This is a genomic window from Ampullimonas aquatilis (assembly GCF_049675895.1).
GTDB lineage: Bacteria > Pseudomonadota > Gammaproteobacteria > Burkholderiales > Burkholderiaceae_D > Ampullimonas > Ampullimonas aquatilis.
Map to the genome: position 1 here is coordinate 2,073,927 of NZ_CP183834.1, position 12,959 is coordinate 2,086,885.

The 12,959-nt window shown below is 49.0% G+C and carries 14 protein-coding genes and 1 pseudogene; 5 read left to right on the plus strand and 10 right to left on the minus strand.

The window, feature by feature from the left end:
- Positions 1 to 126 precede the first annotated feature (126 nt).
- The 5 genes from ACMYR3_RS09550 to ACMYR3_RS09570 all read left to right on the plus strand — a co-directional run bounded on the left by ACMYR3_RS09550 (position 127) and on the right by ACMYR3_RS09570 (position 3,844).
- Positions 127 to 1,794, plus strand: coding sequence for an MCP four helix bundle domain-containing protein (locus ACMYR3_RS09550; protein WP_424191638.1), 1,668 nt, complete (start codon positions 127 to 129; stop codon positions 1,792 to 1,794).
- Between the two features lie 265 nt (positions 1,795 to 2,059).
- Positions 2,060 to 2,326: a PepSY domain-containing protein gene (locus ACMYR3_RS09555; RefSeq protein WP_424191640.1), complete on the plus strand. Its 267-nt coding sequence runs from the start codon at positions 2,060 to 2,062 to the stop codon at positions 2,324 to 2,326.
- A gap of 24 nt (positions 2,327 to 2,350) precedes the next feature.
- Complete coding sequence (locus tag ACMYR3_RS09560) at positions 2,351 to 2,932, plus strand: cytochrome b/b6 domain-containing protein (protein WP_424191642.1); 582 nt, start codon at positions 2,351 to 2,353, stop codon at positions 2,930 to 2,932.
- Between the two features lie 166 nt (positions 2,933 to 3,098).
- Positions 3,099 to 3,683, plus strand: a complete 585-nt coding sequence (locus ACMYR3_RS09565) for a hypothetical protein (protein ID WP_424191644.1) — start codon at positions 3,099 to 3,101, stop codon at positions 3,681 to 3,683.
- Positions 3,647 to 3,844, plus strand: a complete 198-nt coding sequence (locus tag ACMYR3_RS09570; RefSeq protein WP_424196444.1) for a hypothetical protein — start codon at positions 3,647 to 3,649, stop codon at positions 3,842 to 3,844. The genes ACMYR3_RS09565 and ACMYR3_RS09570 overlap by 37 nt, the downstream gene beginning before the upstream one ends.
- 201 nt (positions 3,845 to 4,045) lie before the next feature.
- On the opposite strand, the gene iscX is transcribed toward ACMYR3_RS09570, so the two are convergent.
- From iscX to ACMYR3_RS09620, 10 genes and pseudogenes are all read right to left on the minus strand, one after another.
- The gene (iscX, locus tag ACMYR3_RS09575; protein WP_424191646.1) at positions 4,046 to 4,240 is read right to left on the minus strand and encodes a Fe-S cluster assembly protein IscX; all 195 of its coding nucleotides are present in this window, start codon (positions 4,238 to 4,240) and stop codon (positions 4,046 to 4,048) included.
- 121 nt (positions 4,241 to 4,361) lie between these two features.
- Entirely contained in the window at positions 4,362 to 4,703 is a 342-nt protein-coding gene (gene fdx / locus ACMYR3_RS09580; RefSeq protein WP_424191648.1) for an ISC system 2Fe-2S type ferredoxin, read from the minus strand.
- Positions 4,704 to 4,820: 117 nt separating this feature from the next.
- Positions 4,821 to 6,695 (minus strand): Fe-S protein assembly chaperone HscA, encoded by a 1,875-nt coding sequence (gene hscA, locus ACMYR3_RS09585; protein ID WP_424191650.1) that lies wholly within the window; start codon positions 6,693 to 6,695, stop codon positions 4,821 to 4,823.
- 120 nt (positions 6,696 to 6,815) lie between these two features.
- Complete coding sequence (hscB, locus tag ACMYR3_RS09590; protein WP_424191652.1) at positions 6,816 to 7,337, minus strand: Fe-S protein assembly co-chaperone HscB; 522 nt, start codon at positions 7,335 to 7,337, stop codon at positions 6,816 to 6,818.
- A 122-nt stretch (positions 7,338 to 7,459) separates the two neighbouring features.
- Positions 7,460 to 7,783 (minus strand): iron-sulfur cluster assembly protein IscA, encoded by a 324-nt coding sequence (iscA, locus tag ACMYR3_RS09595; RefSeq protein ID WP_424191654.1) that lies wholly within the window; start codon positions 7,781 to 7,783, stop codon positions 7,460 to 7,462.
- Between the two features lie 81 nt (positions 7,784 to 7,864).
- Positions 7,865 to 8,269: a Fe-S cluster assembly scaffold IscU gene (gene iscU / locus ACMYR3_RS09600; protein WP_424196446.1), complete on the minus strand. Its 405-nt coding sequence runs from the start codon at positions 8,267 to 8,269 to the stop codon at positions 7,865 to 7,867.
- A 62-nt stretch (positions 8,270 to 8,331) separates the two neighbouring features.
- On the minus strand, positions 8,332 to 9,591 hold the full coding sequence (locus ACMYR3_RS09605) for an IscS subfamily cysteine desulfurase (RefSeq protein WP_424191656.1): 1,260 nt from the start codon (positions 9,589 to 9,591) through the stop codon (positions 8,332 to 8,334).
- A 184-nt stretch (positions 9,592 to 9,775) separates the two neighbouring features.
- Positions 9,776 to 10,193, minus strand: a pseudogene (gene iscR, locus ACMYR3_RS09610) (Fe-S cluster assembly transcriptional regulator IscR); the annotation flags it as partial.
- A gap of 177 nt (positions 10,194 to 10,370) precedes the next feature.
- Positions 10,371 to 12,449: a site-specific recombinase gene (locus ACMYR3_RS09615; protein WP_424191658.1), complete on the minus strand. Its 2,079-nt coding sequence runs from the start codon at positions 12,447 to 12,449 to the stop codon at positions 10,371 to 10,373.
- A 6-nt stretch (positions 12,450 to 12,455) separates the two neighbouring features.
- Complete coding sequence (locus ACMYR3_RS09620; protein ID WP_424191660.1) at positions 12,456 to 12,938, minus strand: low molecular weight protein-tyrosine-phosphatase; 483 nt, start codon at positions 12,936 to 12,938, stop codon at positions 12,456 to 12,458.
- Between the last annotated feature and the right edge of the window lie 21 nt (positions 12,939 to 12,959).

Consider the following 12,959-nt stretch of genomic DNA (forward strand, 5'->3'; position numbering starts at 1 on the left):
TTTCAATTCAAATAGCGTCTCCCTGCTTCAGGTTTTTTATTTTGCGCCGTTGATGTTCAAAGAATACTCGCGAACGAGCAAGATCGCACTACACCAGCACATGGCTGGCTATCTAGGAGACAATGAGTGGAATGGTTGAGCGAAATCCGGATTTTTGGCAAGCTGTTGATCGGCTTCATGGCTTTTGTCATGGTAGCGGCGATCATGGGTATTGCCTCGATCGGGCAAATCAGCCAGTCACGCGACATCTCGACCGAACTCAACGACAACTGGTTACCCAATACCGAACATGTCGCCCAGATGTCAAAAAGCCTGTCCGATCTGCGCGAAAACGAGTTGCAACATATTCTCGCAAGCAACCCTGAACAAAAAAACACCATAGCACGCACGATGGAGCAGGACCAACGCAAACTCGAAGACACCATTGCCTCTTACGACAACCTGAATATGGAAAAACAGGAGCGCGAACTGCACAAGGCGTTTCGAGGTTTATGGGATAAATATGCACTCGAACATAAAAAGATAGTTGGCATCTCCAACGAGCTGAATCAACAACAGGCACTACAACTTTATCTAGGGTCAAGTGCCGAATTATTTAACCAGATGCGCCACAAACTCGCAGACAATCTGGTACTCAATATTGATGGTGGTATGGAAACCAATCAACGCAGCGACAGCCTGCACAAGTCCACCATGCATATCATCTTGCTGGGTTTGGTGATCATGCTGCTATTTGGAATTGGTATGTCATTTGTGCTGGCCCGGCATATTGCCAAACCCATCAATACCACCACCGAGGCCATGTACCGGATGGCCAATGGGCATGAGGATATTGAAAGACTTGAAGTCACCGGCACGGATGAACCCAGTGAATTACTGGCCAGCTTTAATCGGGTGCTGCAAAAATTTCATGATATTCGCATGGGCAGAACCCATTCACGCATGCCCGCCATGAATAACCTCAATCCCAACACCCAACCTCAGCGCCCCGAGGCTGCCAAACAGTTTGTACGCAAGAAAAGCGGCATGCAAACAGGTAGCCGCAATCTGACACCTGACTCAGCCAGCCCCGAAGCCGCACTGGTTAGTGATAGCCGGATTGGTGACCCTGATATACAGCATTTGAGTGACACTGAACCCAGCACCCAGACTAATCCGGCGGCACAGGACAAAACGGTCAAGCCCAAAGAGATTGCCACAGCCAGTGATGAAAATATGGCCGATCTGGAAGGACTGGATCTGGACTCCTTCTTTGCCCCACACCCTCAGAACGAGGATACCAAGGAGAGCTCATCAAATTCGACACTGCCTTATAACGCTAGCGGCAGCAACAAACAATTGGCTCGGCAACGCAGCAATAACCACACAGCATCACAAGATGCCTATGATGAAAAACGCGCATTTGATGAACTCCAGCAAATCGTCACCACCAAAGAAAAAAAACCAGCAGGGCCAGTCATACCAGGCAATCCACGTTATCAGGATCGCATGCGCGCCTCCTGGTCAATGGAAATCAGAGATGGCAATGGACAACGTATCAAGGCCAAACTGGTCAATATTGGTGCTGATGGTTTGTCATTACTTTGCCCCAATAATCTGCAAGCAGGCGATGACTATGAAGCCGTCATGTTCATCCCTGACCCACAACAGCCGACCGTGAAAAAAGAAGTGAAATGCCGCTTCAAACAAGGTAGCGCCATTCTGGCCAATGGCGGCGAATATCGTATTGAAGCCACCATGACTGAACTGGAAGACAGTGGCAAGGCTTTCATCAGACAATGGATGGGTGGCTGATCACACCACCATTGGTTTATCCGGATTGCCTCTCAAGCCAACTTCCCCCCACTCCGTCGCTGGGGTCATGGCAAAACCTTATTGGTCATTGGCACACAATTTACCAGTTAAGTACCGCGACTTATCACCGCAGATTGACCACTCAAATGATAATAATTCCCATTTATATCAATATCCGTTATCCTAGTGACCTGCTTCAAATCAAACGTCGATCACTTATTGAAGACCATACTCAACCTATTACATCGCAATCGAAAGGAATCCTATGCGCTCACTTATCGTTTTTGCTTTCTTTGCCAGTTTTTCCAGTGCCGCTATTGCTGATGCAAACTGTCCTGCCTACCCTAAATCAGAATGGATGAAGGAAGAAGACGTCAAGGCCAAGCTGGTTGAGCAAGGTTATACGATCAAAAAATTCAAGGTGGAAGGCAACTGTTATGAAATTTATGGCCGTAACAAAAAAGGCCAGAAAGTCGAAATTTACTTTGATGCCAAAACCATGGCCATTGTAAAGTCTGAAATTGAAGATTGATTTTGACCGCCATCATTTCCAAAAATGACATCATCCCAAGTTATCACTAAAGCATCACTTATCTGGGACTGGCGAGTACGCTTATGTCATTGGCTGGTGGCGGCCCTGGTATTATTTAATCAATTTAATGAAGGCGATAACCGAGCTCTACACCGTTACGTCGGTTACACCACCGTGTTTTTGGTACTACTGCGCCTGGTGTGGGGTAGCACAACCGCTCAAGGTCATGCCGATTTTCGGCAATGGCCAGCCTTGAGGCAGGTTGGCCGTTACCTGCGCCAGTTATTTGGCTGGGTTTGTCAAACTGGGTTGAAGCGATCCCCGCTGCATGATCCACGGCACCAGTTACCCAGTTATGAAGGACATAACCCGGCTGGTGCCGCCATGGCTTGGTTCTTTTGGCTATTGATTTTGCTGTTGGGTTTGTCAGGCTGGATGATGCAACTTGATCAGTTTTGGGGTGAAGATTGGCTGCAAAAAGTCCATGAGTTGATGGCTGACCTACTGTTGGCCTGTATTGCAATTCATATTAGTGCCGCCGTACTGATGAGCCGAGTTCATCACAGCAATCTCATCAAGACCATGATCACGGGCAAAAAATCTTAATCAGCGTTGTCCTACAAATAAATACGCGCTTTTTCAGTCGTTGAAACATCTCGTTACGGCTAGTCTGTCAGCCAGATCCCAACTTATGCGTTAATAGCAATATTCATCACGCGTTCAACGTTGCTCAAAATCAGCATTCAACGCGTTCATCACGCAGGAGTTTTATATGAGTACAACAGGCAAGATTCATCCTTTGGTAGCAGGTGCTGCCGTTTCATTGATTATCGTTTCTGGCATTGGCGCAGCATCCATTCTTGGCTGGCTACCCAACTCCAATAGCTCGCAACACAACACACCCGTTGCCACCATTGAAGCCCCGACCAGCAATCAGGTAGCAGCCGTGACGCCTGCTGTGGAACCGGCGCCATCAGTGGTAGCGCCTGCTGCACCGGCAGCACCCGTACCTCAAGCTGCACCGCCCGTCGTGGAGGCCGCACCCGTGCCACATCCGGTGAACAAACCTCAACCCGTTGTCAAGCACAACAAGCCACATCCAACGCCAGCACCTGTTGCGCAAAGCAATGAAGGTGGCTATGTGGAACCCAACTCACCTCAGCCGGTGCAAGCTGCGCCAGTTTGCGGTAATTGTGGTGTGATTTCCAGCATCAGCCAAGTTGAACGGGCTACCGGCGAAGCCAATGGTGTCGGTGCTGTGGGTGGTGCCGTACTGGGTGGTATCTGGGTCACCAGGTTGGCGGCGGCAGTGGCCGTGATATTGCCACCGTATTGGGTGCTTTGGGTGGCGGTGTAGCGGGTCATAATGTTGAAAAACGGGTGCGCACTGAGAAAGTCTATGAAATTCGTGTGCGCATGGACGATGGCTCCAGTCGCACGATTACGCAAAAAGATCCATCGGGTTGGCAATCTGGCCAACGTGTGCAGGTTTCCAATGGCAGCCTGTCACCAATGTAATCGGTGACTAAAAATCCTTTGCCATATAAAAATGGCTGGTACTCCTAGGATGTACCAGCCATTTTTTCATTCAATTAGCTGCTTAGGTGCATTATTAAAGGACCCTACAGCACCAATTTTTTACTACCCTGTAGTATGGCCAAATGAATGGTTTGCTCAATCACATACTCACCAGCAAAATTGGCAGCGAGTAAGTCAGGCTTAACGGGCTTCATCAATCCAGGCCATCTGGATGGATTCCAGAATTTTTTCATTGGAGCGATCCGGCGCATCGTCAAACTCTTCCAATTCGCAAACCCATTTATGCAGATCGGTAAAACGCAGCGTCAATGGATCAGTATCAGGAAATTTTTCATAAAGCGCAATCGCAATATCAAGCGTGTCAGTCCATTTCATGACTTGTCCTTTGGTGTAGTTCTTGGATATAGAGTGGTGTGAGTGCCAATAGCAAATTCATCAAAAGCAAAATCGTTGCCTGTTGTAATCAGCAACGCATCTAGCCGCTCAGAACCATTGTTTAGTGATTTTCGCGCGCGTGATTGATCGTATATTTAGGAATCTCGATGACCAGCTCACCGTCCTTGGGAATCAAGGCCTGACACGATAAACGCGAAGTCGGCTCCAGCCCCCAGGCCTTGTCGAGCAGATCATCCTCGGCTTCTTCAGACGGCACCAGCAACTCAAAGCCTTCACGCATCACTACATGACAAGTCGTACAGGCACACGACATTTCGCATGCATGTTCAATCGCAATATCATTGCGTAACAGGGTTTCGCAGATGCTTTCGCCTGGCGTGGCTTCCAGCACAGCGCCATCGGGGCAGAGCGTGGCATGGGGTAAAACAATAAGTTGGGTCATGATAATTTCCTGGCAGACTGTCAGATTTGTCGTGCTGATTGTTGCAGTGATTGTCTAATCAAATAGTGACAGTCAATCAACACGACAATTAAATATTAAAGAAATTTAAAAGAAATATTAAAGTGCATCAATTTGTTTGCCAGTCAGGGCCGACTGAATACTCTTGTCCATGCGCCGCGCTGCAAAGCTTTCAGTGGCATCTGACAATGCAGCAATGCCAGCCTTGATGGCGGCTTGATCATCGACTTTGGCCAACTTGCGCAACTGGTCCATCAAACCATGGATGAGTTGATGTTCATTGGCATTGAGCAGGTCACCATCAGCCTGTAACGCTGACTTGATGGCTTCGAGCAAGCGCTCCGCTTCAACCTGCTCTTCTCGCAAGGCACGTGCCTTGATGTCCGAATCGGCTGATTTGAAACTATCCTGCAACATGCGGGTAATGTCATCATCAGCCAAACCATACGAGGGCTTGACGGTGATGGACGCCTCGACACCCGAATTCATTTCTCGCGCACTGACCGCCAACAAGCCATCGGCATCGACCTGAAAAGTCACACGGATGCGCGCGGCACCCGCCACCATCGGTGGAATGCCACGCAACTCAAAACGGGCCAATGAGCGGCAATCACTGACCAGTTCCCGCTCGCCCTGCAAGACATGAATCGCCATCGCAGTTTGCCCATCCTTGAAGGTGGTGAACTCCTGGGCACGAGCAACCGGAATGGTTGAGTTACGAGGAATCACTTTTTCGACCAAGCCCCCCATGGTTTCCAGGCCGAGCGACAGTGGAATCACATCCAGCAACAGCCAGTCATCACCCGCCGCTCGATTACCCGCCAGCAAATTAGCTTGAATTGCTGCTCCCAGGGCCACCACTTTGTCAGGATCAAGATTGGTTAAGGGTATTTGACCAAAATAAGTACCGACGGCCTGCTGGATTTGCGGCATGCGCGTCGCACCACCCACCATCACTACCCCCTTCACTTCGGCCACAGTCAATCCTGCATCACGCATGGCTTTACGAGTAGCGCTCAAGGTCTTGTTGACGAGTGGTTGAGTCAGCTCATAAAAAATAGATCGTGTTAAGGTCAAGCACGGCTCAGCCTGAAAAATGGTACTTTCTTCCATCGTCAGACGTTCTTTCGCAGCACGCGCCTCTACCCGCAACATGGCGCGTGCGTGATTGCGAGCCGTATCATCAGCCAGGCTAGGATGCAGCTTTTCGAGCGCCCAATCCACAATCGCCGCATCAAAATCGTCACCACCGAGTGCCGAATCTCCGCCGGTTGCGAGCACTTCAAAAACACCCTTGGTCAGACGCAATATTGAAATATCAAAGGTACCACCACCCAGATCATAAACCGCATAAATGCCTTCAGAGGCATTGTCCAATCCATAGGCAATCGCCGCGGCGGTCGGCTCATTGAGCAAGCGCAAGACATTGATACCGGCTAATTTAGCCGCATCTTTGGTGGCCTGACGTTGTGCATCATCAAAATAAGCAGGAACGGTAATGACCGCACCAACCAGTTCATCATCCAGACTATCTTCAGCACGTTGCCGCAAGGTTGCCAGTATTTCAGCAGATACCTCAACCGGGCTTTTGATGCCTGCAGCGGTACCAAGCTGCACCATGCCACCTTGCCCATCGGTCGGCTCAATAAAGTCATACGGCAACTGATCGCCATATAGCTGATGTATATCAGCCAGGCCACGACCCATAAAGCGCTTGACCGAGACAATCGTATTTTTGGGATCACGGGTCTGTTCTGTCTGCGCCTTGACGCCACAATGCGCATGGCCATTAGGCAAATAACGCACAATGGATGGCAACAGAAAACGTCCGGATTCGTCAGGAAGTACTTCAGGAATACTGTTGCGAACTGTCGCCACCAAAGAGTTGGTGGTGCCTAAATCAATCCCGACAGCCGAACGGCGTTGATGCGGAGCCGGTGCCATGCCCGGCTCGGAAATCTGGAGCAATGCCATAAAAAAAGTATCGTCAGAATGAGGTTGTTATTATCATCATTATCGTGCCGCTCAAACCATCCAGTGGAGCATTTGATACCATCTATCAGCCATTGGTATCAGCACTTGCAGCAATGGATGTCAGGCATCCTCGATCATGGCAATGGTATCGCCAACTTCAGCAGCAAATTTTTCCACGAACATCAGTTCGCGAACCTGCTTGCCAGCCGTTGCAAAATCCTTGCTCTGATCAATCAATGCACCTACTTGGTCCAGTGTGGCCTTTTTGCTTTGCCGCACATCTTGTTCCAGCCCAGCCAATGCGGTTTCATTGCGCGTTGCTCTGGCTTCTTCCAGCGCTTCACGCCATGCCATCTGCCGCATCAAAAATGCCGCTGGCATGGAAGTATTGGATTCAGTCTGTAAGTCAACACCATTCAATTCGCACAAATAGCTTGCGCGTTTGAGTGGATTTTTGAGCGTCTGATAAGCCTCATTGGCGCGAGTTGCCCATTGCATGGCGACACGTTTTTCTGTGTCACTGCTATTGGCAAACTTGTCAGGATGCACTCGCGACTGTACCTGACGGTACGCCGTATCAAGGGCAGCCATGTCAAGCGCAAACGCGGGTATCAGGCCAAACAGTTCAAAATGATTTTGCACAGCAGATCAGTCAATACTGCCAAACAACGCGAAGTTATTGGGCAAATGCCAGTTAAAGAAACAAAGAACCAAGTTGCACAGCATCAATTGCAAAACCATATGGTATTGTCAGTCGACGCTGGTCAGATGCGGAAGGATTCACCACAACCACACTCATCCTTGACGTTAGGATTGTTGAATTTGAAGCCTTCATTCAACCCTTCCCTTGCATAATCAAGTTCTGTGCCATCCAGATAGGCAAGACTCTTGGGATCGACCAGCACCTTGATGCCGTGCGACTCAAAAATTTCGTCATCGGGTTGTGATTCGTCAGCGTATTCCAGCTTATAAGCCAGTCCCGAACAGCCGGTGGTACGAACCCCCAGGCGCAAGCCAATACCTTTACCACGCTTCACCATGTAACGGCTTACGTGTTGGGCTGCTTTTTCGGTCAGTGAAATTGCCATGTCATCCTCGTCAGTGCCGCACTCAATTAACCTTAGGAAACGGGCTACTCAAATATTTTCAATACCCAAGCTTGCCAGCGTTCATGCAGCTTGTTGTGTGGTACCACCGGCATGTTTGGCCTGGTAGTCTTCTACTGCTGCCTTGATGGCATCTTCAGCCAAAATGGAACAGTGAATCTTGACCGGCGGTAATGCCAGCTCTTCAGCAATCTGGGTATTTTTGATCGTCAGGGCCTCGTCCAGCGTTTTCCCCTTGACCCATTCGGTCACCAGGGAGCTGGAGGCAATGGCGGAACCACAACCATAAGTCTTGAATTTTGCGTCTTCAATCACACCCTGCTCATTGACCTTGATCTGCAGTTTCATGACATCGCCACAAGCGGGAGCGCCAACCATGCCCGTACCAACAGACTCGTCGCCCTTTTCAAAAGAACCGACGTTGCGGGGGTTTTCGTAATGATCAAGTACTTTATCTGAATAGGCCATCATGTATTCCTTCTTTATATTTCTGTTTTCTTAGCCGGCGAGCCGGACTGAGTGCCGACAAATCAGTGAGCGGCCCACTGGATTGAGCTGATATCAATCCCGTCTTTGTACATTTCCCACAGTGGCGATAGCTCACGCAGCTTGGCTACTTTGGTCGTTAGCAGATCGATTGCAAAATCAATATCGGCTTCGGTACTAAAACGGCCAATCGTGAAACGGATTGAGCTGTGTGCCAGCTCATCACTACGCCCCAGAGCGCGCAGCACATAAGATGGCTCCAATGACGCCGAGGTACAAGCCGAGCCGCTTGAAACCGCAATATCCTTGATCGCCATGATCAGAGACTCGCCTTCAACATAATTGAAGCTGATATTCAGATTGTGCGGTACTCGATGCGCCAGGTCACCATTGACATAGACTTCTTCAATTTTGGTCAAACCAGCAACTAATCGATCGCGCAGCGCTCTGACGCGCACCATCTCGGTCGCCATTTCTTTACGGGCAATTCGAAAAGCTTCGCCCATACCAACAATCTGGTGCGTCGCCAGGGTTCCTGAGCGCATACCACGCTCATGCCCACCACCATGCATTTGCGCTTCAATACGCACACGTGGCTTACGGCATACATAGAGTGCACCAATGCCTTTGGGGCCATAGGTTTTATGGGCAGTAAACGTCATCAGGTCAACCGGCCATTTTTCCAGATCGATTTCCATCTTGCCAGTTGCCTGTGCCGCATCGGTATGAAAAATAATGCCCTTGGAACGACATAAAGCACCAATTGCCGGAATATCCTGAATGACACCAATTTCATTGTTGACCAGCATCACCGACACCAAAATCGTATCCGGGCGAATTGCTTCTTCTAACTGCTCAATAGTGATCAGGCCATTGTCCTGCGGTTGCAGATAAGTGGCTTCAAACCCTTGACGCTCCAACTCACGCACGGTATCCAACACAGCCTTGTGCTCAGTCTTTACCGTAATGATGTGTTTGCCTTTGCTCTTGTAAAACTGGGCAGCACCTTTGAGCGCCAGGTTATTACTTTCGGTAGCCCCCGAAGTCCAGACAATTTCGCGAGGATCTGCATTAACCAGGGCGGCAACTTGTTCACGCGCTTCTTCAACCGCATGCTCAGCAGCCCAACCATAGGCATGACTACGCGATGCAGGATTACCAAACTGCTCGCGCAGATAGGGAATCATCTTGTCCACTACACGTGGATCAACCGGCGTCGTAGCGCTGTAGTCCATGTAAATTGGAAAATGGGGAGTCTGATGCTCTGCCAGACTCGTCAGCTGATGTTCAATAGGGGCGTTCATATCTCGACTTCTAAAACAGGGGTCAATATGATTCAGTTAGCAATATTGAAAACTGAATTGGGTGCTGTCACCGTCATGGGCTTGGGCAGCGTGTTGATGGTAATGGTGGTTTGCTCACCTTTGACAGATTTGGCCTTGGTGGCTACCGCCGCTTTTTCAGGTGCCTTGGCTAAAGGTGCAGTTTTTTGCTGCTCGACCAAATCTTTAAGATTGACCGAGTCCAAAAACTCCACCATTTTCTGATTCAGCTGCGCCCACAGATCATGCGTCATGCAACGACCTGTCGGATTGTCTTCACGCTGACCATGACAATTTTGCTGACCGCCGCACTGAGTAGCATCAATCGGCTCATCAACCGCAATAATGATGTCGGCAACAGTCACATCTTCGGGTTTCCGGGCGAGGCTATAACCACCGCCTGGGCCACGCACACTCTCCACAATTTCGTGTCGACGCAACTTGCCGAATAACTGTTCAAGATAAGACAGGGAAATATTTTGACGTTGGCTGATGCCAGAAAGCGTCACCGGGCCAGCGTCCTGGCGCAAGGCCAAGTCAATCATGGCGGTAACAGCAAACCGTCCTTTGGTGGTAAGTCGCATAGTAATTCCTGACAAAAAGATACGGCTCGGGACTGAAATCCCACGCTCCCTGAAACTTGATTATTTTGCTCAAGTATAGGATACCCGATCAATTTTGTCAAGATTAGAGGGATTGTGATTTCGGATCATTGCCATTGAAAAATACAATGCCGAGCCTCATCAGGATTACTTTTTACGCTATTTCCGCTCCGGAAAAAACAATGAAAATGGTCGTCGCAACATTCGCTTGCGAACAGCTTGGTAGATTTGACTGCGATCAACGCCTTTGAGATGACGTGAACCCAGGGCCATATTAAAAGCCAGACCAAAACTGACCAATAGATTGAGAAAGCCGGTTACTGCAATCCCCGCCACCGCCAACCAGAATGTGGGATCATGCAATAGTGGCCAACCCATGGTGCCAACCGCAACGGCCAATTGCCCGGTCGATAAGGTGACGTGACGCGGTTGAATATCCAAACCGATAAACGCCAATATCTCAGGTAGTAAGCCCAGTAAAAAACCTAATGAGACGCTAGCCGCCACACCCGAAATATTACGCTGAAAAAAATCTGCCAGTTTTTGTGCACCCCACTCACCGAATACATAACGCAAACGCCGATGATAAGTAATCACATCGTGGACTCGGTACAGCACAAACCAGTTGTCCACCCATCCAGCGGCCAGACTGGATATCCAAAGCAAGACACCGGTAAACGCGGCATAGAATGGCGTTGGCCCAATCAAGTTAAAGGAATCAACAACTTTCATGGCCTTGAATGGTGTCACCATCGTATGATCAGTCAACCATTCAAAAAGCAGCTCAAAACCCAAAGCGACAGGTATGACCAAGGATAAGTTACCTAGGATTGCAGCAACCTGGGTACGAATCAGGGCAAATGTTTCATCAACAAAAGTTTCACGGCCCTCATCATTATTGGCTTGATCCAGGCGTGATGCCAATGCCGGTGCAGTCATTGCGGGCTGTTTGGTAGCCAGTGTGAAGTGTGCAAAATGAATCGCCAAAAAACTAAACGAATAATTGAGTGAGGCAACAAAACCCTCCAGGAATTTACCCATTCCCAAACTAGCGATAAATAACTTCAGCATCACAGTGATTGCCGTCATAGCGCCACCACCAGCAGCCATGCGCAACATGCCTGAATACTCTTTGCCATCACGGGCAATGTAATGCTCTCCCGTCTCTGCACTACTTTCCACCACCTTGCGCGCAAGTTGTGACAAAGAGCTATCGATCAGGTGCCGCAAGCTCCGGTGTGCCTGATTAGCGCGAATCAGCTGCGCCGTCAGATGGGCAAACTCATGTAAACGATGTTGCTGCTCTGGTTCAAGTAACCAGACTGCCAGCAACTCATCGACTCGCTCAATCCGCAATAACATCCGATCCAGTTCAAACACAATGGCGACAGAGACACCATTTTCTTCCAGATGTTTATAAATATCCTTGCTTACCTTGCGGCAATCGTCCAGTAATCCTCTAAACTCATTGATCTGCTGAACAAATTCGGTCGAAGATTCAGTTTGACGATTGAGCAAAAGATAAATAACTTGATTGAGCCGGAAGAATGGAAAAGACTCCATCTGGTCATGACGCCCACTTGGCAAACGTGAGCGAATTGACTGATTTAAACCTGCCGCACAGACCTTGCTGACCAGAATGGCGATGCTGTTGCCAATATCAAGATGGCTACGCCGCATGATCTGCGCCCGGCTATCTTGATTGAGCAAGGTCTCTTCTGCATTGACATCTCGAAACAGATCAGCAAACTGCGCCAACAGATCATCAGGCAAAGCCTCAATCCAATCAGCATCGTGCTCATCAATAAACAATAAAGAGAACAGCGAAGACAATTGCGCATGATTGGGCGATGGCGGCAAAAACCGCGATTGAACCCGATCCAAAAACTCGTCCCAAAAACTGGGGCGTGACGCCATGCCGGTATCACAATAGAGCGAAATCGGATCGTTATCGCGCAGCACTGAATAGAGTGCAGCTACAAAGTTGCGGCGATAATGAGGATGTCGATTCAAAACCTGGATCAGAAATGCCAGCCGAGTATGTTCGGGAAAGCGTAGACGATCATTTCGATAATCATCAAACGTCTGATTATCGCGTCTTAGCCAGTAAAACAGTTCAATCAGCCATTGATTGCGATCTGGCAAACTAGCCAAGACATCATTTTGTGTCAGCAAGGTATCGAGCTGCTGACTCGCCGTTTTGGATTCACGCCACTTGCTATAGAGTCGTTTCGACATTAGAAATCAGACCTGATACTGGGTGTGCAGCTCAGCGAGCAAACCTGCGCCAGCGTCTTCAAGATAGTCCAGTACCAAATCAAAGCCCTGACCCGCACCATAATAAGGATCTGGCACTTCATTGACTGCATATTTTTTAGAATAAGCCATCATCAACTTAAGCTTGGTTTGCAGTTCTGGCACGCATTGTGTTTTAAGCAGCGACAAATTAGCCTCGTCCATGGCCAATATCAAATCAAAACGCTGAAAGTCTTGTGCTTCAACCTGCCTGGCACGTAAATCAGCAATATGATAACCACGACGAGCCGCTGCTTCAATACTGCGTGGATCGGGTGGCTCCCCGATATGGTAATCATGTGTCCCAGCCGAATCGAGATGAATAGCCAATTTTGATGGCGATTGGTTTAACAGTTCACGCACCACACCTTCGGCAGAGGGTGAACGACAAATATTACCCATGCAAACAAACAGGATTGATAGCTCTTTCAAACTCGCTACTCGCTTAATTAA

What these genes read in the sequence shown, in the direction of transcription:
- ACMYR3_RS09555 (WP_424191640.1), top strand. Translation starts at nt 2,060, where the DNA reads ATGCGCTCACTTATCGTTTTTGCTTTCTTTGCCAGTTTTTCCAGTGCC.
- ACMYR3_RS09560 (WP_424191642.1), top strand. Translation starts at nt 2,351, where the DNA reads ATGACATCATCCCAAGTTATCACTAAAGCATCACTTATCTGGGACTGG.
- ACMYR3_RS09565 (WP_424191644.1), top strand. Translation starts at nt 3,099, where the DNA reads ATGAGTACAACAGGCAAGATTCATCCTTTGGTAGCAGGTGCTGCCGTT.
- iscX (WP_424191646.1), bottom strand. Translation starts at nt 4,240, where the DNA reads ATGAAATGGACTGACACGCTTGATATTGCGATTGCGCTTTATGAAAAA.
- fdx (WP_424191648.1), bottom strand. Translation starts at nt 4,703, where the DNA reads ATGACCCAACTTATTGTTTTACCCCATGCCACGCTCTGCCCCGATGGC.
- hscA (WP_424191650.1), bottom strand. Translation starts at nt 6,695, where the DNA reads ATGGCATTGCTCCAGATTTCCGAGCCGGGCATGGCACCGGCTCCGCAT.
- iscA (WP_424191654.1), bottom strand. Translation starts at nt 7,783, where the DNA reads ATGGCAATTTCACTGACCGAAAAAGCAGCCCAACACGTAAGCCGTTAC.
- iscU (WP_424196446.1), bottom strand. Translation starts at nt 8,269, where the DNA reads ATGGCCTATTCAGATAAAGTACTTGATCATTACGAAAACCCCCGCAAC.
- ACMYR3_RS09605 (WP_424191656.1), bottom strand. Translation starts at nt 9,591, where the DNA reads ATGAACGCCCCTATTGAACATCAGCTGACGAGTCTGGCAGAGCATCAG.
- ACMYR3_RS09615 (WP_424191658.1), bottom strand. Translation starts at nt 12,449, where the DNA reads ATGTCGAAACGACTCTATAGCAAGTGGCGTGAATCCAAAACGGCGAGT.